Origin of the sequence: Streptomyces dioscori, assembly GCF_003024195.1 — a bacterium.
GTDB lineage: Bacteria > Actinomycetota > Actinomycetes > Streptomycetales > Streptomycetaceae > Streptomyces > Streptomyces dioscori.
Genome location: NZ_KZ679044.1, coordinates 91137 through 113616 on the forward strand (window position 1 = coordinate 91137; position 22480 = coordinate 113616).

A 22480-nucleotide genomic window follows, 5' to 3' on the forward strand; every position below is an offset into this window, starting at 1 on the left:
CAGTAGCTACGATGATGCTACCCGTCGGTAATAAGAAGCAACCCCTGATTGTCCAAGTGTGAGCAGGCTCTACATTCGGCTGCGAGTCGGCGCGCCTGCCACCTGTTCGAGGAAATCCGGCCGGGACGACCTTGGGGCCCCGTGCCGTCGGTACTCTTGCCCCCATGTACGGCTACGACCAGAACGTGGGACCGGGGCAGCAGCAGTACGCGCAGTCCCAGCCGCCGCCGCAGCAGCAGATGCCCGGTGGGGTCGGCGGGGTCGGCGGGTACGGCCAGCAGCCGCCGCTCTACCCGGAGCCGTCGCCGCCGTCGCTCGCGGACGCGGTGCGCGCGTTCACCACGGGGTCGCTGACCCCCGAGGACTTCCAGCAGGTCTTCGCCACGTCCAAGGTCTACTGCCCGCGCGGCGACAATCCCGGCTTTCTGGCGCTGCACAACACCCAGCAGCCCGTGATCCCGATGTTCACCTCGCTCAAGGAACTGCGCCGGTACGCGGGCAAGGAGTCCAAGTACTTCGTGATCACCGGGGCCGAGGTGATCGACCTGCTGCCCACCGGCTACGGATTCGTCCTGGACATGGAGGGCGAGCACCGCATCGTCTTCGACGCGAAGGCGGTCGAGCAGATGGTGGACTTCGCGATGCGCCGCATGTACGGCTGACGCTCCGCGGGCCCTGCCCTGCCCTGTCCGGGTGGTGCCGGGTGCGTGGTCTGCCGCGGGCCCGTGGGGGCCGGTCGCGCAGTTCCCCGCGCCCCTGAGGGGGGTGGGGGCTGCGGAGCGCGCGAGTCCGCGGATGCGTCGTGGCCGCTCGCGCAGTTCCCCGCGCCCCTCAAAATCGGGGCTGCGCCCCTGCTCTTGCCCTTAGGGGCGCGGGGAACGGCGCAGTCTTTGAGGGGCGCGGGGAACTGCGCGAACGACCCCCACCGGCCCGCAGCCGACCACGCACCCGGCACCACCCCTGGCCACCACCCCCTGGCGCTCGGAGGGAATTCCCTCCGAGCGCTTCGTGTTGCGGGTGGCAAGAAGTTCTACGTTCAACTAAACTCCGAGCACAAGGAGGTACCGACATGCCTGCAGTGACCGTCGAGAACCCGCTGACCCTGCCCCGTGTGGCGGCATCGGCAGAGGCCGTCGCCCGTCCCGTGCTCACCGTGACCACCGCACCGAGCGGTTTCGAGGGTGAGGGCTTCCCGGTCCGACGCGCGTTCGCCGGGATCAACTACCGCCATCTGGACCCGTTCATCATGATGGACCAGATGGGTGAGGTGGAGTACGCGCCGGGAGAGCCGAAGGGCACCCCCTGGCACCCCCACCGCGGCTTCGAGACCGTGACCTACATCATCGACGGCGTCTTCGACCACCAGGACTCCAACGGTGGCGGCGGCACGATCACCAACGGCGACACCCAGTGGATGACGGCGGGCTCGGGCCTGCTGCACATCGAGGCCCCGCCGGAGTCGCTCGTCGTCTCGGGCGGTCTCTTCCACGGGCTCCAGCTGTGGGTGAACCTGCCGGCCAAGGACAAGATGATGGCGCCGCGCTACCAGGACATCCGCGGTGGCTCGGTCCAGCTGCTCAGCACCGCCGACGGAGGCGCGCTCCTGCGGGTCATCGCCGGTGAGCTGGACGGTCACGAGGGCCCCGGCATCACGCACACGCCGATCACCATGGTCCACGCGACCGTGGCGCCCGGCGCCGAGCTGACCCTCCCGTGGCGCGAGGACTTCAACGCCCTCGCGTACGTGATGGCCGGCCGCGGCAGTGTCGGAGCCGACCGTCGTCCGGTCCACACGGGCCAGACGACCGTCTTCGGCGAGGGTTCCTCGCTCACGATCCGCGCGGACGAGAAGCAGGACGCGAACACTCCGGACCTGGAGGTCGTCATCCTGGGCGGCCGGCCGATCCGTGAGCCGATGGCCCACTACGGCCCGTTCGTGATGAACACCCGCGACGAGCTCCAGCAGGCCTTCGAGGACTTCCAGAAGGGCCGCCTGGGCACGGTCCCGGCCGTGCACGGCATGTCGGAGGGCGGGCTCTAGGGCTCACCGAGCGGCGTATGACGAGAGTGACGAGAGGGGCCCCGTCCGGTGCGGACGGGGCCCCTCTCGTCATTCGGCCCCGCCCCCGTGGCCGTCCTCGTACAGCTCGAACCAGATGCTCTTGCCCTCGCCCCGCGGGTCGACGCCCCACGCGTCGGCGAGCAGTTCCGTGAGGACAAGGCCCCGGCCCGACGACGCCAGCTCGCCCGGGTGGCGCCGGTGGGGGAGGTCGTCGCTGCCGTCCGTCACCTGGATGCGTATCCGGCGGGTGCCCGCCGCGCCCGTCATCTCGGCGACGAGCAGCGCGTCCGCGTCCGTGTGGACGAGTACGTTCGTGACCATCTCGGAGACCAGCAGGACCGCCGAGTCGACCTGGTCGACGGAGGGCCAGTCGTGCAGGAACTCCCGCAGCTGCTGCCGTGCCAGCGCGACCTTCTGGGGCTCGGCCTGCGCGATGGTCAGCATGGTGCGCCGTACGGTCGGCCGCACGGTCGTCGTGGTGTCCGGATCGCAGCCCTCCTCCCCCGCCCGGCACAGCAGCAGCACCGCGATGTCGTCCTCGCGGCGGTCCGCCAGCGGGCCCGTCATGTGATGCGAGGAGGGCCCGTGCACGGCCCTGACCAGCGCGTCGGCGAGCACTTCCATGTCACCGTCGTGGCTCTCCAGGATCTTGCGGATCCTCAGCCAGCCGGTCTCCAGGTCATGGCCGCCGGTCTCGATCAGCCCGTCCGTGCAGATGAGCATCGTCTCGCCGGGCTCCAGGACGAGCCGCGTCGTCGGATAGTCGGCGTCCGGGTCGATGCCCAGCGGCAGCCCGCCCGCGGTGGGCCGGGTCAGCACGGTCCCGTCCGCCATGCGTATCGCCGGGTCCGGATGCCCGGCCCTGGCTATCTCCAGCACGCCGCTCTCCGGGTCCACCTCGACGTACAGGCAGGTCGCGAAGCGCAGGTCCGCGATCTCGTCGTCGGAGGTGATCCCGTACAGGAAGCGTGAGGCGCGGGAGAGGACCGCGTCCGGGCGGTGTCCCTCCGAGGCGTACGCCCGCAGCGCGATCCGCAGCTGGCCCATCAGTCCCGCCGCGCGTACGTCATGGCCCTGGACGTCACCGATGACCAGCGCGAACCGGCCGCCCCCTGGGCTGGTCCGGGAGGTGCCGCCGGGCAGCGGGATCATGTCGTACCAGTCGCCGCCCACCTGGAGCCCGCCGCCCGTGGGCACGTACCGGGCGGCGACGCTCATGCCGGGGATCTTCGGCCCCAGTGTCGGCAGCATCGAGCGCTGCAGGCCGTCGGTGAGTTCCCGCTCGGACTCGGCGACCCCGGCCCGGGAGAGGGCCTGCGCCAGCATCCGCGCCACCGTCGTCAGCACGGACCGCTCGTCGGGCGTGAAGGTGACGGGATACGTGAAGGCCGCCATCCACGCGCCCATCGTGCGCCCCGCCACCGTGAGCGGCAGAAACGCCCAGGACTCCCGGCCGAAGCCCTCGGCGAGCGGCCAGGCGGCCGGAAAGCGGCCCCGGTAGTCGTCCGGGGAGGAGAGATAGACCGCGCGGCCGGTGCGGACGACCTCCGCGGCCGGATAGTCCGTCTCCAGCGGCATGTGCGAGAACGGCTCCTCGTCGCCCGGCTGCTGCCCGAAGTGGCCGATGACGGTGAGCCGGTCGGCCTCCGCGCCGAAGACCGCGAGCCCGTCCGGTGAGAAGCCGGGCATCGACAGACCGGCCGCGACCCGCAGCACCTCCTCCGTGTTCCGCGCCTCGGCCAGCGCGCGCCCCGCGTCCAGCAGGAACGCCTCGCGCGAGCGCCGCCAGTCACCCGTCACGGGCGAGCGCGCGGCGGCGCCCGGCGGCGGCTCGGTGACCTCCTGGAGGGTGCCGATCAGCTGGTACGCCCCGGTGTTCGGGTCGATCGACGGCTTGGAACGGCTGCGTACGGTACGCAGTACGCAGCCCTGGTCGTCCATGACCCGCAGCCGCAGCTCGGCGAGCGTTCCTTCAGCGGCGGCGAGCTGGACGACCCCGTTGACCTCGTTCCAGTCGACGGGGTGGAAACGGGCCCGTACACCTGCCTCCGTCAGCACGGTCGGCTGGGAGAGCAGGCCGAGGAGCCGGGCGGCCTCGGCGTCGAGGGTGACCTTCCCGGCGGCGTCGTCCCACCTCCACAGGCCGGTGGCGAGGGTGACGAGGACATCCCCCACGGACGGAAGGGGATCACCTGTGCGCATTGACCCACTGTATGAACAGGTGAACGAAGGGTGCCACCGCGGCCCTGTGAACTATTGCGGACGGCGATCAACGGGCGGCCGGTACGCTTGCACGTGTTTCACGTGAAACATCTCCCCGACCGCGAAGACTGGATGAACGACGATGCATCGGTACAGGTCCCACACCTGCGGCGAGCTCCGCGCCTCTGACGTCGGCAGCGACGTCCGGCTGAGCGGCTGGCTGCACAATCGGCGCGACCTGGGCGGCATCCTCTTCATCGATCTGCGCGACCACTACGGCATCACGCAGCTCGTCGCCCGCCCCGGCACCCCCGCGTACGAGGCTCTCGACAAGGTCTCCAAGGAGTCCACGGTCCGGGTCGACGGCAAGGTCGTCTCGCGTGGCACGGAGAACGTGAACGCGGAGCTGCCGACCGGGGACATCGAGGTCGAGGTGAGCGAGGTCGAGCTGCTCGGCGCCGCCGCCCCGCTGCCCTTCACGATCAACACCGAGGACGGGGTGAACGAGGAGCGGCGCCTTGAGTACCGCTTCCTCGACCTGCGCCGCGAGCGCATGCACCGCAACATCCTGCTGCGCACGTCGGTCATCTCCGCCATCCGGCACAAGATGACGGCGCTGGGCTTCAACGAGATGGCGACGCCGATCCTCAGCGCCACCTCCCCCGAGGGCGCGCGCGACTTCGTCGTCCCGTCCCGCCTCAACCCGGGCCGTTTCTACGCCCTGCCCCAGGCCCCGCAGCAGTTCAAGCAGCTGCTGATGATCTCGGGCTTCGACCGGTACTTCCAGATCGCGCCCTGTTTCCGTGACGAGGACGCCCGCGCCGACCGCTCGCCGGGCGAGTTCTACCAGCTCGACGTGGAGATGTCCTTCGTCGAGCAGGAGGACGTCTTCCAGCCGATCGAGAAGCTCATGACCGAGCTGTTCCAGGAGTTCGGCAACGGCCGGAACGTCACCTCCCCCTTCCCGCGGATCCCGTTCCGCGAGTCGATGCTGAAGTACGGCTCCGACAAGCCGGACCTGCGGGCCCAGCTGGAGCTCGTCGACATCACCGACATCTTCGAGGGCTCGGAGTTCAAGGCCTTCGCGGGCAAGCACGTACGGGCCCTGCCGGTGCCGGACGTGGCCGCGCAGTCCCGCAAGTTCTTCGACCAGCTCGGTGACTACGCGGTCTCGCAGGGCGCCAAGGGCCTCGCCTGGGTGCGAGTGGCCGAGGACGGCTCGCTGACCGGCCCGATCGCCAAGTTCCTCACCGAGGAGAACGTCGCCGAGCTGACGAAGCGCCTGTCGCTCGCGGCCGGCCACGCCGTGTTCTTCGGCGCGGGCGAGTTCGACGAGGTCTCCAAGATCATGGGCGCGGTCCGCGTCGAGACCGCCAAGCGCGCCGGGCACTTCGAAGAGGGCGTCTTCCGCTTCTGCTGGATCGTCGACTTCCCGATGTACGAGAAGGACGAGGAGACCGGGAAGATCGACTTCTCGCACAACCCGTTCTCGATGCCGCAGGGCGGCCTGGAGGCCCTGGAGACCCAGGACCCGCTGGACATCCTGGGCTGGCAGTACGACATCGTCTGCAACGGTGTCGAGCTGTCCTCCGGCGCCATCCGGAACCACGAGCCGGAGATCATGCTCAAGGCCTTCGAGATCGCGGGCTACGACCGGGACACCGTCGAGGAGCAGTTCGCGGGCATGCTGCGCGCGTTCCGCTTCGGCGCCCCTCCGCACGGGGGCATCGCCCCCGGCGTCGACCGCATCGTCATGCTCCTCGCGGACGAGCCGAACATCCGGGAGACCATCGCGTTCCCGCTGAACGGCAACGCGCAGGACCTGATGATGGGCGCGCCCACCGAGCTGGACGAGACACGGCTGCGTGAGCTGCACCTTTCGGTGCGCAAGCCGCAGTCGAAGTAGGACCCTGCGGGTCCGGCTCCCGGGCCGGACCCGCGGAGCCGCACATGTCACCGCCCCGCGCCCCGTCAGGGCGCGCCGGACTTTGCTCGCTCAGCCTTGCGGGCTCAGCCTGGGTCGCTCAGCCCGGGTCGTGGTCGTGGTCCGGGAGGGGCGGGAGTCGCAGGTCGCCCGGTACGGGGCCCTCGCTGTCGTGGCTCCGGGCGTAGCGGTGCATGCGCACCTCCAGGTTCATACGCCGGGACTCTTTGCTGAGGCGGCGCTTCTCGCGCCGCCCGGCCTCGTCGTCGTCCAGGTCGTGGTACCGGCGACGGCTCTCCCAGAAGGCACGCTCCCGGGCGGCCGCCGCCTCCCCGGGCGTGACGGCGGCGGGATCGGGGCCACCCCGGCTCTCGTCGCGTTCGTCTGCCATGAGGCACACAGTGGCATGGATCGGTGATCGGTGATCGGGGATCGCGGATCGGGAATTGGGAATTGGCGATGACGACGAGTGATCGCCGGGGGCTCGGGGCCGAGGGGCCCGAGGGGTTCGAGGGGTTCGAGGGGTTCGACGGCGGTGGCCGATCGATTCGCGCCACGTTTCGCACGCGAACGGTAATCCACAGTCCGCGCCCACGCTGTTGACAGCCTTCTTGCCTAGCTTCCTCGCTCATGACGGAAAACATGACAGGCAGTCAGTCGGCCCAAGAGCCGCAGGGGTCGCAAGGGTCGCAAGAGCCGCAAGGGCCGAAACACAAGCGGAATGTGACGCGGCGCAAGGTCGTCGTGGCAGGTGGCGCGGCGGTCGCCGCGGTGGGTGTGGGCGGCACGATCGCCGCGACCGCGAACGCCGGCCAGACAGCCGAGACGGCCGCGAGCGCGAAGGGCGCGTCGGCGAGCGCCACCTCGACGGCCGCGGAGGGCTGCTACAAGCTCACCTCGGAGACCACCGAGGGGCCGTACTACATCGATGCCGACAAGCTCCGGCAGGACATCACCGAGGACAGAGAGGGCATTCCGATGACCCTCCGCCTCAAGGTGATCGACAACGAGACCTGCAAGCCCGTCAGGAACGCCGCCGTGGACATCTGGCACTGTGACGCGCTGGGCCTCTACTCCGGTTACGAGGACCTCTCCGGCGGTGGCGGAGGTGGTGGCACGCCGCCCAGCGGAACGCCCACCGATGTGCCCTCCGGCACTCCGACCGGCTCCCCGACCGGGCCCCCGCCCGGCGGTGGCGGCGGCGGCCACCAGGAGCCCACCGACGACAAGCGCTACCTGCGCGGCACGTGGAAGACGGACAAGCAGGGTTTCGTCACCTTCAAGACGGTCTTCCCCGGCTGGTACCAGGGGCGTTGCGTCCACATCCACACCAAGGTGCATGTCGGCGGCACCTGGACGGACGCCGGCTACGAGGGCGGCAACACCTGCCACACCGGCCAGTTCTTCTTCGACGAGGAGTCGGTGCTCGCCTCGGCGGAGGTCGAGCCGTACTCCACGTCGACGACCGAGCGCACGACGCTCACCGAGGACACGATCTACGACCAGTCCGGTACGGCCGGCGGTCTCCTGAAGCTCAAGTACAAGAAGAACGCCATCGCGAAGGGGGTTCTCGGCACCCTCACGATGGGCGTCGACCCGGACGCGACGCACGAGGGCACGGACGACGCGGTGCAGCCGGGGGCTTCGGCGACGACGTCGGCTTCGGACACGGCTTCGGCTTCGGCGAGTTGAGCGGGGTGAGCGCCGGCTGAGCCGGTCGCACACGAACGCGTACGGCGAATGGGCCCGGGACGAGGGAAGTCCCGGGCCCGCGGGACACCGGCGGCGCCGGACGAGATCACCGGAGGAGAACAGCGGACGGGACGGCGGCGCAAGCCCTGTTCGACGCCTCCGAACGCCTGCGCACGGCCCGGGTGGAACTGGCCACGGCCCGTACGGCGGCCGAGTACGTGCTGGTGAAACGAATGGCCGCGGAGGGCCTCGACCACGTTCGAACGGCCCGTACGTCGCTCGGACTTGACCAGGCCGACGCGGAGGCGCGACGGACTGCTCAGGTGTCGTAGGTGCCGTCCCAGGGCGGGCCGAAGCCGAGACGGTCGGGGTACAGCTCGGCCCAGGGTTCGCCCTCGTCCTCACCGGTCAGCAGTCCGAACAGCACGCCGTCGCGGGTGAGCCGGAAGGGCTGGACCGCGATGTCCGTGTAACGGCGACGCGGGAGACTCCGGAGCAGTTTCGCGAGATGGGCCTGCGCCTGGGAGAGGACGGAGTCGGGCCCCTGCGGGTTGCGCTGCTGCTCGGCCCAGCTACCGGCGCACCAGATCTCCGAGTCGCGGTGACGACCCTCGGTATCGAAGGTGTGGAGCACGGTGAAGAGTCGTTTGTGCTCTTCCCAGCCGTCGTCGGGGCGGTAATCCTCGGGGAAGGCGTAGGTGACCGACCCCAGGAATTGCCCCTCCGCGTAGTGACCGATGGCATCGGTGCGGTGGCGCGGCTCGTACGCGATCGGGATGACCTGGGGGACTGCCATGACGAAACCATACGGATGAATCGTGCACATGCCAGGAGCGGGGTCCCGTAAGGGCGCGCGCCCAACTGTGCGTTATGGCTTCGTTATCCGCTGAGCCAGAACCCAACACCTCGCGTATTCACTCTTGATGCTCATGACCATGATCAACCGCCGCACGACCAAGCCGTCCCCGACCGCGAGATCCCGCCGCCGTCGCAGAGGCTCAGCGGGCGGCAGCGGCAGCGGCAGCGGCAGGGAAAAGGGGCCTCTGCTGTGGGGCGTGGCGGCGCTGGCGGTGTTATCGGCGGCGGCGCTGGCGGTGAGCGGGGGGACGCCGGCGGCATCCAGCTCAAGCGGTGACCCCGACAGCGAAACGGAGGCAGCGGGCGGGGAGTCGAACCGGTCCTCCCAACCCTCGCCCGAGAGTAAGCCCAGCGCGATCCCCGGAAACGATGAGTCCCCGGACTCAGCCCCCTCCCTCTCCCCCTCCGCCTCGTCCTCTCCCTCCATCCCCTCCACGGGGCCCGGGACGTTTACCACGGCCGGTGGCGGGAGCGGAACCGTGGGAAAGGGTGCCCGCACGCTGCGCTACAAGGTCGTCGTCGAGAACGGCCTTGCGCAGTCGGCGGCGGACGTGGCCAGGCAGGTGGAGGAGGTGCTGGCGGACCGGCGAGGCTGGACGGCGGACGGACGGTCGGGCTTCAAGCGGGTCTCGACAGGTTCGACCGACTTCGTCGTACGGCTGGCCACACCGGGAACGGTGGACGAGATCTGCGGCCGCTACGGCCTGAACACGCGGGGCGAGGTCAACTGCAGCGTGGGCAAGGACGTGGTGGTCAACCTCAAGCGCTGGCTGCTGGCGACCCCGGTCTACGCCGACGATGTGGCCGCGTACCGCGCCCTGATCATCAACCACGAGGTGGGCCACTTCCTCGGCCACGGCCACGTGACATGCCCCGGAGCGGGCAAACCGGCCCCGGCGATGATGCAACAGATCAAGGGGATGCGAGGGTGCACGCCGAACGTCTGGCCGTACGACGAGAAGGGGCGGTTGGTCACGGGGCCGAGGGTGCCGTGAGCGGGGCCTTCGACCCCATGACCTGCCCCCGCCTGGTCGCGGCGGGGGCTTTGCCGAGTGACGGCGTGGCTAGTCGTCGGTGAAGATCGCGTCGGCGGAGGGGGCTACGGCGGCACGTCGTAGCCAGTGGCGCAGGCTCTCGGGGTCAACGCAGTTGCTGACGCGTTCCCGGACGGCTTCGGGGACGTCGATACCGCGCGCCTCGAAGACATCCAGGATGGCCTCGGCCAGGCTTTCCGTCCGGGCCTCCGCCCTAACCTCCGCCCGAGCCTCCGTCCGTGCCTCCGCCCTAACCTCCGCCCGGGCCTTCTCGCGGACTTCTTCGAAGATGGGTGACTTGTAGAAAGAAAGGTCCACGGCCACGAGTGTCCTCCAAAGTGCTGCGGCGGGCAGCTTGGCCAGGCCGCGTGAGATGAATTCGATGACTGGGTTCTTGACCGTGTCCGGTTCGTCCCGCAGGACGGTCGTCACTGCTTTGAGTATCGTCCCGATCTCAGGGCCCTTGGCATGGGTGATCGCGGACAGTGTCGCGAGCGCAAGATCCTTGCGTACCTCCGCCGGACTGGTGAGCACCGGCATGTTGTGCGGCCCCGCGACCAGCGGGCGCAGGGTGAGCAACGGCCATTGCGGCGGACCGAACTGGACGGGCTGTTCTGCCCATTTGGCCGTCGCATGGTCCTGGCAGACGACCAGCAGCATCGGCTGCAGCCGGTACTTCGCGAGCAGGTACGAGGCGTAGTACGCCCAGCTCGCAGGCTTGTCCGGGTCCTTCTTGCCCTGTGCCTCGATGGCGACCAGGAGCGGTTCGTCGTCCTCGGTCTCCAGCCGCAGCAATGTGTCGACGCGGCGTTCGAGTGGGCCGGCCTCGGTGAGGTCGGTCGGCATGAGGGTGACCGAGGTGGGCGGGGCGAAGTCGACGCCGAGCACCTTGGAGACCCCGGAGAAGAGGTCCGGGTGGTCCTGGAAGATGCGGTGCATCGCCTCGTGCGGCGCGCTGACCATGAGGGTTCCTGGCGGTGTGAGATATGCCGATGGCGCATGCCAAAGGCAGGTTGCAGTGGGAGCGTAAGGCCCCAAAGCGACCTGATAACTACACAGTTGGGTGTATTCACCCGCCCGAGTGAGCGTCCGCCGTCAGCGGCGGAGCCGTCAACGACGAAGACGAACCGGATGCCGCCCCTCAAGCCGTCTTTACGCGCTGCCGAGGGCGCCGGAGCGTATGCACTGGAAGAGGCGGGTGAGCGAGGTGGGGGTGGTGACGAGTTCTATGGAGGGGTCGTCGCTCTCGCGGAGACGAATGGTGCGGGTCTCGTTGGCGAGTTCGACGCAGTTGTTGCCGTCGGCGCCGCCGGAGAAGGACGACTTCTGCCAGTTCTCGGGGGTGGGCATGAGGCGCCTCACAGTTCCTTGGCCAGCCGATGGATGAAATTACGCGACTGTTCGGGTTCGAGCGACACGGTCTTCACCTTACGAAAGAGGGTTCGCAAAGCTGCGAGTTGCGCCCCGGAATCAATGTAGGCGGTTCCGTGGGCGGTATCGCGAAGCGCTGTATCCAGCGCGGGTACCGCGCCACCCGCGTACGCCATTGCGCTCCACGCTCCACCGAAGTCGTCCAGGTCGAAGGGGATTACACGAGTAGTGACGTGATCGGCTTCGGAGTGTTCCAGGATGTGAGTCAGCTGAGCTTGCGTGGCACTTCGCTTGCCGACTCGGATACGTAGGGCCGACTCGTGGATTAGCGCTTCGTACGAAATGGGCGCGGGACCACTGATGACCACTTTGCGCTCCATGCGATGTCTCACTCGCAATTCCAGGTCAGGGCGCGGAAGTTCGGGGACGCGGTACGAGAAGAGTCCGCGAGCGTAGTCCTCCGTCTGGAAGAGGCCGGGGACATGCAGGAACTCGACGTCGAACCGGTGCGAGGCGTGGTGCTCCAACTCGGCGATGTCCAGGAACGAAGCCGGCAGCAGGCCCTGGTACTTCTCCCACCAGCCACGGGTCCGGTCGGTCGCCATCGATACCAGGGCGTCGATCAACTGGCTGTCGGAACAGGAGTAGACGGAGGCGAGTCGGCGGACGGTGTTCTCGCTCATGCCGACGACCCCGGACTCGATCTGACTTAACCGTGCCGAGTCCGTTCCCAGCGCCGCAGCAGCCTCGCGCCCCTTGAGTCCGACGGCCTCGCGCAGTCTCTGCAACTCGGTGCCGAGGCGCATCTGGCGTGCGGTGGGCTGCCGTCTCCGAGCCATGGGTTCTCCTCGTCACAACGGCGCTGCGGGTTGCCTCGTTCGGGGGCAGATTATGACAGTCGGTTGCATGAGACCAACTTTGGTCTCTACCTTCAGTGACGCACCGCACACCCTGCGACATCTCGGGGACTCCGGAAGCGCACCACTCCGTCCTGCCACGGCGGCTGCGGCATGCCACTACTCCCCGCCTCACCCTCACCCTCCCCCATTCATGGAACGGAGTTCCCGCATGCCGCAGGACGTCAACGAACCCGAGCCCTGGGAGTACACGCTCGGCATTCCCAACGACCCCCGCGCCGTGACGGTCTGTCGCCGTACTCTCCGCCTCATCCTTACGATCCATGGCCTGATCCGCCTCACCGATGTCGCCGAACTGCTGGCGACGGAGCTGATCTCCAACGCGGTGTGTCACGCGAAGGGCCCCGCGGCCCTACGCCTGCGCTGGCGGGACGGAGTCCTGCGGATCGGCGCGTGGGACGGCGACCCCGACCCGCCCCAACCGACGACGGCCTTCGCGAACTTCGCGGACATGGCGGAGTCGGAATCCGGCCGAGGCCTCGCCCTCGTCCAGGCCTGCGCGGACGTCTGGGGCTGGTACCCACTGCCGCGAGACGGCACCGGAGGCAAGTACGTGTGGTGTGACCTGGGCATTGCGTAGAGAGAAGAGTCGAGGTCGGGCCGGCCCGGTTCTCCGGCTCGCCGGGCGCCACAGCCCATCCGGAGGGCCTGCCCTGGTCATGCCTGGTCGACCCCCAGGCGAAGCAGATCTGGAGGGACCTGATGACGGCGATCAACTACTTCTTCCGGCACGAAGTCGCCGAGAAGGTACGGGAAGAAGGGCGTGAAGAGGGGCGCATCGAGGATCGTGCAGAGATGACGCTGAACATCCTGCAGTGGCGCGGCATCGAGGTCCCAGACGCGGTGCGTGAGCGCGTGCGCACCTGCACCGATCTCGACGAGCTCGAACTGTGGGCGCAGCGGGCCGTTCATGCGACGGATGCGGCGCAGCTCTTCGGCGAGGAGTAGCGTTCCTCGGCTCTGTGTACGCGTAGGCGAATGGGGTGGCCGGACACCGTCGTCGATACGGTGTCCGGCCACCCCGGCCGTTCATGACAAGCGGACTGTCGTTACTCCGGGGCTCCGCCGAAGCGCTCCTTGTACGTTTCCAGGTCCTCGTCCGTGATCTTGGCGAAGAGGACCGGGGGGACCGTGAAGGGGGTGCCTGCGGGGAGGGAGTCGAGGGACTTCGCTTCCTCCTGGGTTACCCACGTTGCCGTGTCGTTCGGCAGGGCGAAGGCTGCTCGCATCGCCGCCGACGAGGACGGGATGAACGGCTCCGAGACCACCGCGTACAGGTGGATCAGGTTCATCGCCGTGCGCAGGGTGAGTGCCGCGCCCTCCGGGTTCGTCTTGATCTCCAGCCAGGGGGCCTTCTCCTCCAGGTAGGAGTTGCCCGCCGACCACAGGGCGCGGAGCGCAGCCGCCGCCTTGCGGAACTGGAGCGTCTCCATCTGGGTCTCGTAGTCGGAGAGGAGGGAGGCGATCTCGTCGCCGAGCTTTGCCTCGGGGGCGCCCGCCTCCGCGCCCGCCGGGACCTCCTCGCCGAAGCGCTTCTTCGAGAAGGACAGGACGCGGTTGACGAAGTTGCCGAGGGTGTCGGCCAGGTCCTTGTTCACCGTCGCCGTGAAGTGCTCCCACGTGAACGACGAGTCGTCCGACTCGGGGGCGTTCGCGATGAGGAAGTAGCGCCAGTAGTCCGCGGGCAGGATGTCCAGGGCCTGGTCGGTGAAGACGCCCCTCTTCTGGGAGGTGGAGAACTTACCGCCGTAGTACGTCAGCCAGTTGAAGGCCTTCAGCTGGTCGACCTTCTTCCACGGCTCCCGTACGCCCATCTCCGTCGCGGGGAACATCACGCTGTGGAAGGGGACGTTGTCCTTCGCCATGAACTCCGTGTACCGCACGTCCGACGCGCCCGCCGGCTCGTACCACCACGACTTCCAGTCCCGGTTCTCCTCCGGAGCCGCGTCCGCCCACTCCTTCGTCGACCCGATGTACTCGATCGGCGCGTCGAACCAGACGTAGAACACCTTGCCGTCGGCGGCCAGCGTCGGCCACGTGTCGGCCGGGACCGGGACGCCCCAGTCCAGGTCACGGGTGATCGCGCGGTCGTGCAGGCCCTCGGTCAGCCACTTGCGGGCGATGGAGGACGCGAGCTGCGGCCACTCGTCCGCGACCTCGTCGATCCACGCCTCGACCTCGCCCTGCAGCTTCGACTGGAGGAGGAAGAGGTGCGAGGTCTCGCGCACTTCGAGTTCGGTCGAACCGGAGATCGCCGAGCGTGGGTTGATCAGGTCCGTGGGGTCCAGGACGCGCGTGCAGTTCTCGCACTGGTCGCCGCGCGCCTTGTCGTAACCGCAGTGCGGGCACGTGCCCTCGACGTAACGGTCCGGGAGGAAGCGGCCGTCGGCCGGCGAGTACACCTGCCGGATCGCGCGCTCCTCGATGAAGCCGTTCTCGTTCAGGCGGCGGGCGAAGTGCTGCGTCAGTTCCGCGTTCTGCGGGGACGAGCTGCGGCCGAAGTGGTCGAAGGCGAGCGCGAAGCCGTCGTAGATCGCCTTCTGCGCGTCGTGCGCCGACGCGCAGAACTCGGCGACCGGCAGGCCCTGCTCCTTCGCCGCCAGTTCGGCCGGGGTGCCGTGCTCGTCCGTCGCGCAGATGTAGAGGACATCGTGGCCGCGCTGGCGGAGGTACCTGGCGTACACGTCCGCCGGGAGCATGGACCCCACCATGTTGCCCAGGTGCTTGATCCCGTTGATGTACGGAAGGGCGCTGGTGATGAGGTGTCGAGCCATTGCGGGCTGCTCCCGAGTCGCTACGTGGGGTGACGTCCGGTCGAGTGCTGCTTCGACTTTCGGCCGTCTTACGAACCTTGAAATCGTAGCCGACATGGGTGGGCCGCCCGCTCCTCGTTTTATGAGACGAGAGGGGGCGGCCCGAGTGACGCTGTGGCGTGGGGTTACTGGCGCCAGTTCGCCAGTACGCCCTCGTAGATCTCCGCGTCCGTGAGCTCGCGGGGGGTCGGGCCCGCGTGGAAGAACGCGGTGTTGTCCGACTTCAGCTTGCGGAGGTAGTCGAAGGCCTTGTTGTCCTGCTCGCCGAACGCGACGAAGGAGAAGAAGAGGCCGGGGTGGCTCTTCGCCGCCGACGTCAGGGCCTGGGTGGCCGGGGTCTTGGCGTCCGGGGCGCCGTCCGTCTGGAAGACGACCAGGCCGGGCTCCGCGGGAGTGCCCGCCTTCTCGTGCAGGGCGATCACTTCCTCCACGGCCGCGTGATAGCTCGTACGGCCCATGCGGCCGAGGCCGGCGTGGAGTTCGTCGATCTTGTTGTCGTGCTCGGCGAGGGTGAGTTCGCCGGTGCCGTCCAGCTCGGTGGAGAAGAAGACGACCTGGACGTTCGCCTCCGGCGTGAGGTGGGCCGCGAGGGCGAGGGTCTGCTCGCCGAGCGCCTGCGCGGAACCGTCCTTGTAGTACGGGCGCATCGACGCGGAGCGGTCGAGGACCAGGTAGACCTTGGCGCGGGCGTCGGTGAGGCCCTGGTTCGCCAGGGCGGTGGCGGCTGCCTTGTAGGCGCTGAGGAGGGCGGGGGCCTGGGCGGCGACCGCGTCCTCACCACCGGCGGGCTCGCCCGCGGCAGGCTTGCCTGCGGCAGGCTCGGCCGCGGCTTCGGGGGCCGCCTCGGTCTCGGGTTCGGGGGCCGACGGCTTCTCGGCCTCGGCCTCGGCCTTCGCGGGCTCGGGCGCCTTTTCCGAATTGGGTTCCGGGGTCACCTCGGCGACGGCTGCCTCGGCCTCGGCCTCCGCCTCGGATGCCTCCTCGGCGGCTGCGGCCTCGACCTCGGGCTCCGGCTCGACGACCTGCTCGGCCTCGGGCTCCGGGACCAGCTGGATGACCAGCTCGGGCTCGGCCTCGGCCGCGGCGACGATGACGGGCTCGGGTTCAGCCTCTGCCTCTGCCTCTGCCTTCGCGGGCTCCGCCTTCGCCGGCTCGGGCTTCGGCGTCACCTCGGCCGCGACGGGCTCGGGCGTCGGCTCCGGCTCCGGTGCCGTCTCTACGGCGGGCTCCGGCTCGACGGCGGGCTCCGGCTCGGCTTCCGCCTTCGCGGGCTCGGGCGCCGCCACGACGGGCTTCGGCTCAGCCTTCGCCTCCGCCACCGGCTCAGCCTTCGCCTCCGCCACCGGCTCAGCCTTCGCCTCCGGCTTCGGCTCCGCCACCGGCTCAGCCTTCGCCTCCGGCTTCGGCTCCGCCTTCTTCTCAGGCTCGGCCTCCGCAGCAGGCTTAGCCTCGGCCACGGCCTCGGCGGCAGCCACTACCTCGGCCTCGGCGGCAGCCTCAGCGTCCGCCTTGGCCTCAGCGTCCGCCTTGGCCTCAGCCTTCGCCGCAGGTGCCGCCCCCTGCTTCGGGACCGTGACGTTGTCGAACGCCGCCGAGACCAGGTCGTCCACCGAGGACGCCTTCGTCTCGGTCCTGCGCTCGGGCTGTCGCTCCGGCGCCGGCACGGCTTCGGCCTCGGGCTCGCGCTCCGTGGCCGGTGCGGGGACAGAGACCTCAGGCTCGGCTGCCGCAGGCGTGGGCTCGGGAGCCGTCTCCTGCCGGGCCGCCGGCACGGTCGGCTCGGCGGCGGCAGATGCGGAAGGGACCGCGGCAGCGGCAGCGTCCCCCTTGCGTGACTTTCCGAACGCATTCCGCAGGCGGGTGAGAATGCCCATGTGCGCAACCCTTCGCATGAGTTGGTTCCGTCAATCCCTGGCCAGGACGGACACGTAAGGTTAGCCGCCAGGACCGAAGATCTTTATCAGGCCCAAACATGGACCCGGTTCCCGCACGCCTGTCGGGGTCAAAGCCCTTTTGGCTGGACCCAGTTCACTCTCCGTTCACCTTGCGTCCGCGCTCTCGCACGCGCGTGCCCCTAGCGTCACGCCAGACACAGACATAGGGGAGGGAACGTGCGCAACCTGCTGCCTCTGCTCGGCTCGACCGGTTCACACCCGGGCGGCCGTTCCGAGATGACCTGTCGGTACCGCTGTGGTGATGCCTGCTTCCACCCGGCGCCCAACACCAGCGCCAACGAATACGTCGGCGACGTCATCGCCGGAGCGCTCAGCCGGCGGTCGATGATGCGGGCCGCCGCCGCGGTGACCGTGACCACTGCGGCGGCCGGAAGCGCGGTCCTCGGCGCCGGCGCGGCCCCCGCCGCCGCCCAGCCCGCCACCCTGGCAACAGGCGCGAACGGCTCGCACGGCTCCCACGGCTCCCACGGTTCGAAGGGCAAGGCCGCCCGCGGTCTGCGCTTCACCCCCGTCGCGCCGAACACCGCCGACGCCGTCACCGTCCCCGAGGGCTACGGCCAGAACGTGGTCATCCGCTGGGGCGAGCCCATCCTGCGCGGTGCCCCGGCCTTCGACCCGGACCGGCAGACCGCGGCGGCGCAGGCCGGCCAGTTCGGCTACAACTGCGACTTCCTCGCCCTGCTCCCGCTGCCGGGCGAGCGCGGCCGTCAGCTGCTCGTGGCGAACCACGAGTACACGGACGAAGTCCTGATGTTCAAGGGCTACGACCCCGCGAACCCGACCCGCGAGCAGGCCGAGATCGCCTGGGCCGCGCACGGTCTGGGTGTCGTCGTGGTCGAGGAGGAGCGGAAGACCGGCAAGCTCACCGCCGTGCCCCGCCACCACCTCAACCGTCGTGTCACCGCGACCACCGAGTTCAGGGTGACCGGTCCGGCGGCCGGATCGAGTCTGCTGAAGACCTCCGCCGACCCGACCGGCAAGAAGGTTCTCGGCACGCTCAACAACTGCGCCGGCGGCGAGACCCCCTGGGGCACGACGCTGCACGGCGAGGAGAACTTCAACCAGTACTTCGCCAACGCGAGCCGCACGACCGACGCCCGCTACGGCATCGGCACCGGCGCCACCGAGCGCAAGTGGGAGCGTTTCGACAAGCGTTTCGACGTCGCCCAGGAGCCGAACGAGGTCCACCGCTTCGGCTACATCGTCGAGCTGGACCCGTACGACCCGACCTCGACACCCCGCAAGCGCACCGCGCTCGGGCGGTTCAAGCACGAGGGCGCGACGATCCGTCTCACGGACGACGGCCGCCCGGTCGCCTACACCGGCGACGACGAGCGCTTCGACTACATGTACAAGTTCGTCGGCAGCAAGCGGATGCGCCACGGCAACAGCCGTGCCGCCCGCGAGCACAACCTGACCCTCCTCGACGAGGGCACGCTGTACGTCGCCAAGCTCACCGGCGACTCCCCGGCGATCGAGATCGACGGCACCGGCAAGCTCCCCTCCGACGGCGAGTTCGACGGCAGCGGTACGTGGATCCCGCTGGCCACCGCCACCGCGAAGGGCGCCGTCTCGCACGTCCCCGGCATGACCGCCGAGGAGGTGTACGTCTTCACGCGCCTCGCCGGTGACAAGGTGGGCGCCACGAAGATGGACCGCCCGGAGGACATCCAGCCCTCCCCGCACACCGGCAAGGTGTACGTCGCCCTGACGAACAACACCAACCGCGGTGTCGGCTCCAACGCCAAGGTCGACGAGGCCAACCCGCGCAACGCCAACAAGCACGGGCACGTCCTGGAGCTGACCGAGCGCCGCAACCGCGCCGACGCCACCAGCTTCGCCTGGTCGCTGTTCCTGGTCGCGGGCGACCCGAAGGACCCGGCGACGTACTTCGCGGGCTACCCGAAGGACAAGGTCAGCCAGATCTCCTGCCCGGACAACGTGGCCTTCGACCCGCACGGCAACCTGTGGATCTCCACCGACGGTGCCCAGCTCGGCTCCCACGACGGCCTGTTCGGCGTGGCGACGAAGGGCGACCGGCGCGGTGAGCTGAAGCAGTTCCTGACCGTGCCGAAGGGCGCCGAGACCTGCGGCCCGCTCGTCCAGGACCGCCGCGTCCTCGTCGCGGTCCAGCACCCGGGTGAGATCACCGGCGCGACCGTCGAGAACCCGGCCAGCGTGTGGCCCGACGGCCCCGGCAAGATCGTCCGCCCGTCGGTCGTCTCCGTCTGGCGCAAGGACGGCGAGGACATCGGCGTGTGAGGCGCACAGAGGCAGGGGGCGCCTTCCAGCGAGGAGGGCGCCCCCTGCCTTTTGCCTTTAGGGGCGCGGGGAACTGCGCGACCAGCCCCCACCGGACCTGCACCCGAACCCCCCGACCGTCCCTACACCCCCACCAGATCAAGCCACTCCCCATATCCGGGCGCTTCCCGGGCCACCTCCGCGTACGCCTCCCACAGTTCCGGGAACACAAGGTCCAACTCCCCCTCCGTACGCGCCGCGAGCACCAGCCGGACCCCCAGCGGATCCCCCTGGATCCGCCGCACCGCCATCTCCGGCCGCGGCTGGCACGTCGGCTGGCACACCGTGACGACCTCGCCGGTCGCGACCAGCGAGGCGGCCGTGTGGTAGTCCCCGTGCAGCACCCGCGGCCGCAGCCCGGCCGCCCGCAGCATGCGGTGCACGGCGTCCCACTCGCCGTCGACCGTCGGATCGATCATCCACCGGTCCCCGGCCAGGTCGGCGAGCCGGACCTCCGTCCGTGCCGCGGCCGGATGGTCGGCCGGCAGCGAGACGAACTGCGGTTCGCGGTCGACCAGGACACGCAGCGCCAGCCCGTCCGGGATGCGCAGCGGGGTCCCCTCCACCTCGTGGACGAAGGCCACGTCGAGCCGCCCGGCGGCGAGCATGCGCAGCAGGGCGTTCGGGGAGACGTCCATCTGCAGGACCGGTTCGCGCTGGCGGGCGCGCAGCCGGCGCAGCCAGCCCGCGAGGGCCCGGCTCGCGGTGGATCCGATACGGAGCTGGGGCCCGTCGGCGTCCGTCGCGGCGGCCCGTGCCTCCGCGACCAGCGACCGCATTTCGGCCACCAGCGGACGGGCGCGGCCCAGGACGACCAGGCCGAGCGGGGTCGGGCGGCAGCCGGTGCGTTCGCGCAGGAAGAGGGGGCCGCCGAGCTCCTGCTCGATGCGTTTGAGCTGGGTGCTCAACGAGGGCTGGGCCACGCCGAGCTGCCGGGCGGCCCGGTGCAGGCTGCCGGTGTCGGCTATGGCGCACAGTGCGCGTAGGTGCCTGACCTCAAGGTCCATGCCGCCGGAGCCTAAAGCGGAAGTACAGCTTTCACCAGACGCACAAATCCCACCCAAAACAAGTGAGTCGGGCGGTCGGATACGTACGGATAGCTGTGTCCTATCGCCTGTTGGCATCATCACAGCCGCCTCACAGACGCCGAAACTCCTCGGTGACGACTTCACCCCCCACGCAAGGAGTCATCGATGCGACTGTCCACACCCATGCTCTCCGCCGCCCTCGGCCTCGGCCTCACCGCGGCGGCGCTCGGTACCGTACCGGCCTCGGCGGCCCAGGCACCGGAGCCGGCGGCCATCTCTTCCACCGCGTCCGTGGCGGGCGCGGGCTACAACGGTTCCGGCGAAGAGGCCAAGGCCAACGAGGCCTTCTTCGAAGCCGTGCTGAAGTCCGTGGCCGAGAAGCGCGCCGCGAACCCGACGTCCGCCGCCGCCGTCACCGTGGTCTACAACGCCTCGGCGGCGCCGTCCTTCGCCACCCAGATAGCCCGCAGCACGTCGATCTGGAACAGCTCCGTCTCGAACGTCAAGCTGCAGGCCGGCACCAGCGGCGCGAGCTTCACGTACCGCGAGGGGAACGACTCGCGCGGCTCGTACGCGTCCACGGACGGACACGGCAGAGGGTACATATTCCTCGACTACCGGCAGAACCAGCAGTACGACTCCACGCGCGTCACCGCCCACGAGACCGGGCACGTGCTCGGACTCCCCGACCACTACTCCGGCCCGTGCAGCGAGCTGATGTCGGGCGGCGGACCGGGCACGTCCTGCACGAACTCGATCCCCAACAGCGCGGAGCGCTCCCGCGTGAACCAGCTGTGGGCCAACGGGCTCGCCAAGGCCCTGGCCAAGGTCAACCAGGACTGATCCAGCGTCGAGGCGGTGCGGAGTCGGCGCCGCACCGCCCCGACGCCGGGACCCGCGGGTCCCCCTCGGATGTACCACCCACCCCCCACGGACGTGGGCCGCCCCTCCTGCACAGAGGGCGGCCCACGTCGTGTTTTCCGGGTACGGAACCGCCCGGGCTCCGGGTACGGAACCGTCCGGTTACGGGTTCCGCTACGTGCTCTTGCGCAGGGTCAGGTCCACCACCAGCGCCCGGTGGTCCGTGTCGTCCAGATCCAGGAAACGGGTCCTGGTCGCCGTGAAGCCCCGGGACACCAGGACGTGGTCGATCTGGGCACCGAAGGCCGGAGCCGTCAGGGCGGGCCAGCTCGGGGTACGGGTGTCGCCGGTGAGACGGGCGCCGTCCATGAAACCGGTGTCCAGGATGCGGCGGAAGGCCGCGTGGTCCTGGGTGGCGTTGAAGTCGCCCGCGACGACGGTGGGCCGGCCGATGTTCGCGGCGGCGTAGTCGCGCAGGGCGGCCAGCTCCTTGCGCCAGGTGCCCAGGTGGGACGGCAGTGGCGGCATGGGATGGGCCAGCTGGAGGCGGATCTCCTGGCCGTCCACGTCGGCGGTGGCGCCGGGCATGCCCATGGTGGCGGGGATGCCCTTCGCGGGCGTGAGGGGGTGGCGGCTGAGGATGACGGAACCGTCGGACCCCTCCGAGGTGGCGCTCTCGACGGACTGCCGGTAGGGGTAGACGCTGCCCTTGTCGCCCTTGTCGCCCTTGTCGGCCTCGCTGCTCTTGGACTTCTTGCCGAAAGCCTGGTTCAGCTTCTTCTCGCAGACGTCCTCGCACTCCTGGACGAAGACCAGATCCGGGCGCTGCTTCGCGACCGCCTCGATCAGGGCGTCCGTGGCCTGGCCGAACTCGACGTTCGCCGTGAGTACGCGGATCTCCGCGACCGGGGTGCCGCCGGGTTCCATCGTCCTGCCGTACGGCTCGATGTACCAGGCGGTCACCGCGAGGGCGACCACACCCCAGACCAGGCCGATACGCCAGTGGGACAGGGCGGCGAAGAGGAGGGCGACGGCGGTGGGGGCGAGGAGCCAGGGGAGGAACGCGAGCAGTTGGGGGATGGGGGTGATGGCGTCCGTGTCGGCCATGCGGCAGGCGAGGACGGTGGTGACGGTGAGGAGGAGCAGGGCTGCGAACCAGGCGCCGGGGCGTGTGGTGCCGTGTCTCGGCGCCGGGACGTTCTCGTCCCCGGTCCAGCCGCCCGTCTTCCCCCTCTTCGCCCGCTTCGCCGTCTCCACCGTCTCCGCCGTTGCGCCGCGCAAGGCCACGTCTTCCACCCCTTCTGTCCCCCCACCCACCCCAGCCATCTGCATGGATCCTCTCTCAAAGACGGGGGGAGTGTGTGGGGGGTTGCGTGGCGGGGGGTCGTCTGCGGGCCCGGTGGGGGCTTGTCGCGCAGTTCCCCGCGCCCCTGAAACGGCGGGGCTGCGCCCCGGCCTGCCC

At 69.6% G+C, this 22480-nt stretch carries 18 protein-coding genes and 1 pseudogene; 9 read left to right on the forward strand and 10 right to left on the reverse strand.

Annotation, left to right across the window (positions count from 1 at the left end; genetic code table 11):
* Positions 1–164 precede the first annotated feature (164 nt).
* On the forward strand, positions 165–662 hold the full coding sequence (locus C6Y14_RS18980; RefSeq protein ID WP_055517152.1) for an SseB family protein: 498 nt from the start codon (positions 165–167) through the stop codon (positions 660–662).
* 407 nt (positions 663–1069) lie between these two features.
* Positions 1070–2041 carry a pirin family protein gene (locus C6Y14_RS18985; protein WP_107017922.1) on the forward strand — a complete coding sequence of 324 codons (972 nt, stop codon included), beginning with the start codon at positions 1070–1072 and terminating at the stop codon, positions 2039–2041.
* 69 nt (positions 2042–2110) lie between these two features.
* Here the strand turns inward: C6Y14_RS18985 and C6Y14_RS18990 are convergent, their stop codons facing one another.
* Positions 2111–4264, reverse strand: a complete 2154-nt coding sequence (locus C6Y14_RS18990; RefSeq protein ID WP_107017923.1) for a SpoIIE family protein phosphatase — start codon at positions 4262–4264, stop codon at positions 2111–2113.
* A gap of 142 nt (positions 4265–4406) precedes the next feature.
* Between C6Y14_RS18990 and aspS the strand changes: the two genes are divergently transcribed.
* On the forward strand, positions 4407–6170 hold the full coding sequence (gene aspS, locus C6Y14_RS18995) for an aspartate--tRNA ligase (RefSeq protein WP_107017924.1): 1764 nt from the start codon (positions 4407–4409) through the stop codon (positions 6168–6170).
* A gap of 118 nt (positions 6171–6288) precedes the next feature.
* Here the strand turns inward: aspS and C6Y14_RS19000 are convergent, their stop codons facing one another.
* Positions 6289–6579 (reverse strand): hypothetical protein, encoded by a 291-nt coding sequence (locus tag C6Y14_RS19000; RefSeq protein ID WP_107017925.1) that lies wholly within the window; start codon positions 6577–6579, stop codon positions 6289–6291.
* Positions 6580–6830: 251 nt separating this feature from the next.
* Between C6Y14_RS19000 and C6Y14_RS19005 the strand changes: the two genes are divergently transcribed.
* Positions 6831–7880 (forward strand): intradiol ring-cleavage dioxygenase, encoded by a 1050-nt coding sequence (locus C6Y14_RS19005; protein WP_107017926.1) that lies wholly within the window; start codon positions 6831–6833, stop codon positions 7878–7880.
* A 319-nt stretch (positions 7881–8199) separates the two neighbouring features.
* On the opposite strand, the gene C6Y14_RS19010 is transcribed toward C6Y14_RS19005, so the two are convergent.
* On the reverse strand, positions 8200–8676 hold the full coding sequence (locus C6Y14_RS19010) for a hypothetical protein (RefSeq protein ID WP_107017927.1): 477 nt from the start codon (positions 8674–8676) through the stop codon (positions 8200–8202).
* Positions 8677–8815: 139 nt separating this feature from the next.
* Between C6Y14_RS19010 and C6Y14_RS19015 the strand changes: the two genes are divergently transcribed.
* A complete protein-coding gene (locus C6Y14_RS19015; protein WP_107018212.1) occupies positions 8816–9733 on the forward strand; it encodes a DUF3152 domain-containing protein in 918 nt (305 codons plus the stop codon).
* Between the two features lie 69 nt (positions 9734–9802).
* Here the strand turns inward: C6Y14_RS19015 and C6Y14_RS19020 are convergent, their stop codons facing one another.
* The 3 genes from C6Y14_RS19020 to C6Y14_RS19030 all read right to left on the reverse strand — a co-directional run bounded on the left by C6Y14_RS19020 (position 9803) and on the right by C6Y14_RS19030 (position 11982).
* The gene (locus tag C6Y14_RS19020; RefSeq protein WP_199854779.1) at positions 9803–10735 is read right to left on the reverse strand and encodes a hypothetical protein; all 933 of its coding nucleotides are present in this window, start codon (positions 10733–10735) and stop codon (positions 9803–9805) included.
* Positions 10736–10924: 189 nt separating this feature from the next.
* Entirely contained in the window at positions 10925–11122 is a 198-nt protein-coding gene (locus C6Y14_RS19025; RefSeq protein ID WP_107017928.1) for a DUF397 domain-containing protein, read from the reverse strand.
* 8 nt (positions 11123–11130) lie between these two features.
* On the reverse strand, positions 11131–11982 hold the full coding sequence (locus C6Y14_RS19030; RefSeq protein WP_107017929.1) for a helix-turn-helix domain-containing protein: 852 nt from the start codon (positions 11980–11982) through the stop codon (positions 11131–11133).
* A 229-nt stretch (positions 11983–12211) separates the two neighbouring features.
* Here C6Y14_RS19030 and C6Y14_RS19035 point away from each other — a divergent pair, with 229 nt between their 5' ends.
* Together C6Y14_RS19035 and C6Y14_RS19040 are read left to right on the forward strand one after the other, a co-directional pair.
* Entirely contained in the window at positions 12212–12640 is a 429-nt protein-coding gene (locus C6Y14_RS19035; RefSeq protein WP_107017930.1) for an ATP-binding protein, read from the forward strand.
* A gap of 77 nt (positions 12641–12717) precedes the next feature.
* A pseudogene (locus C6Y14_RS19040) lies at positions 12718–13008 on the forward strand (hypothetical protein); the annotation flags it as partial.
* A 101-nt stretch (positions 13009–13109) separates the two neighbouring features.
* On the opposite strand, the gene metG reads toward C6Y14_RS19040, so the two are convergent.
* Both metG and C6Y14_RS19050 read right to left on the reverse strand, forming a co-directional pair.
* Positions 13110–14834, reverse strand: coding sequence for a methionine--tRNA ligase (metG, locus tag C6Y14_RS19045; RefSeq protein WP_107017931.1), 1725 nt, complete (start codon positions 14832–14834; stop codon positions 13110–13112).
* 164 nt (positions 14835–14998) lie between these two features.
* Positions 14999–16747, reverse strand: a complete 1749-nt coding sequence (locus C6Y14_RS19050; protein ID WP_107017932.1) for a VWA domain-containing protein — start codon at positions 16745–16747, stop codon at positions 14999–15001.
* A 237-nt stretch (positions 16748–16984) separates the two neighbouring features.
* Between C6Y14_RS19050 and C6Y14_RS19055 the strand changes: the two genes are divergently transcribed.
* Entirely contained in the window at positions 16985–19090 is a 2106-nt protein-coding gene (locus tag C6Y14_RS19055; RefSeq protein ID WP_107017933.1) for a PhoX family protein, read from the forward strand.
* 122 nt (positions 19091–19212) lie between these two features.
* Here C6Y14_RS19055 and C6Y14_RS19060 read toward each other — a convergent pair whose 3' ends face one another.
* Positions 19213–20136 carry a LysR family transcriptional regulator gene (locus tag C6Y14_RS19060; RefSeq protein WP_107017934.1) on the reverse strand — a complete coding sequence of 308 codons (924 nt, stop codon included), beginning with the start codon at positions 20134–20136 and terminating at the stop codon, positions 19213–19215.
* Between the two features lie 186 nt (positions 20137–20322).
* On the opposite strand from C6Y14_RS19060, the gene snpA reads away from it, so the two are divergent.
* Entirely contained in the window at positions 20323–21000 is a 678-nt protein-coding gene (gene snpA / locus C6Y14_RS19065) for a snapalysin (protein ID WP_107017935.1), read from the forward strand.
* Positions 21001–21192: 192 nt separating this feature from the next.
* Here the strand turns inward: snpA and C6Y14_RS19070 are convergent, their stop codons facing one another.
* Complete coding sequence (locus C6Y14_RS19070) at positions 21193–22299, reverse strand: endonuclease/exonuclease/phosphatase family protein (protein WP_404828807.1); 1107 nt, start codon at positions 22297–22299, stop codon at positions 21193–21195.
* Positions 22300–22480 lie beyond the last annotated feature (181 nt).

Excerpts from the sequence above, each read along its gene's own strand:
- C6Y14_RS18980 (WP_055517152.1), top strand. The coding sequence starts at position 165 with ATGTACGGCTACGACCAGAACGTGGGACCGGGGCAGCAGCAGTACGCG.
- C6Y14_RS18985 (WP_107017922.1), top strand. The coding sequence starts at position 1,070 with ATGCCTGCAGTGACCGTCGAGAACCCGCTGACCCTGCCCCGTGTGGCG.
- C6Y14_RS18990 (WP_107017923.1), bottom strand. The coding sequence starts at position 4,264 with ATGCGCACAGGTGATCCCCTTCCGTCCGTGGGGGATGTCCTCGTCACC.
- aspS (WP_107017924.1), top strand. The coding sequence starts at position 4,407 with ATGCATCGGTACAGGTCCCACACCTGCGGCGAGCTCCGCGCCTCTGAC.
- C6Y14_RS19000 (WP_107017925.1), bottom strand. The coding sequence starts at position 6,579 with ATGGCAGACGAACGCGACGAGAGCCGGGGTGGCCCCGATCCCGCCGCC.
- C6Y14_RS19005 (WP_107017926.1), top strand. The coding sequence starts at position 6,831 with ATGACAGGCAGTCAGTCGGCCCAAGAGCCGCAGGGGTCGCAAGGGTCG.
- C6Y14_RS19010 (WP_107017927.1), bottom strand. The coding sequence starts at position 8,676 with ATGGCAGTCCCCCAGGTCATCCCGATCGCGTACGAGCCGCGCCACCGC.
- C6Y14_RS19015 (WP_107018212.1), top strand. The coding sequence starts at position 8,816 with ATGATCAACCGCCGCACGACCAAGCCGTCCCCGACCGCGAGATCCCGC.
- C6Y14_RS19020 (WP_199854779.1), bottom strand. The coding sequence starts at position 10,735 with ATGGTCAGCGCGCCGCACGAGGCGATGCACCGCATCTTCCAGGACCAC.
- C6Y14_RS19025 (WP_107017928.1), bottom strand. The coding sequence starts at position 11,122 with ATGCCCACCCCCGAGAACTGGCAGAAGTCGTCCTTCTCCGGCGGCGCC.
- C6Y14_RS19030 (WP_107017929.1), bottom strand. The coding sequence starts at position 11,982 with ATGGCTCGGAGACGGCAGCCCACCGCACGCCAGATGCGCCTCGGCACC.
- C6Y14_RS19035 (WP_107017930.1), top strand. The coding sequence starts at position 12,212 with ATGCCGCAGGACGTCAACGAACCCGAGCCCTGGGAGTACACGCTCGGC.
- metG (WP_107017931.1), bottom strand. The coding sequence starts at position 14,834 with ATGGCTCGACACCTCATCACCAGCGCCCTTCCGTACATCAACGGGATC.
- C6Y14_RS19050 (WP_107017932.1), bottom strand. The coding sequence starts at position 16,747 with ATGGGCATTCTCACCCGCCTGCGGAATGCGTTCGGAAAGTCACGCAAG.
- C6Y14_RS19060 (WP_107017934.1), bottom strand. The coding sequence starts at position 20,136 with ATGGACCTTGAGGTCAGGCACCTACGCGCACTGTGCGCCATAGCCGAC.
- snpA (WP_107017935.1), top strand. The coding sequence starts at position 20,323 with ATGCGACTGTCCACACCCATGCTCTCCGCCGCCCTCGGCCTCGGCCTC.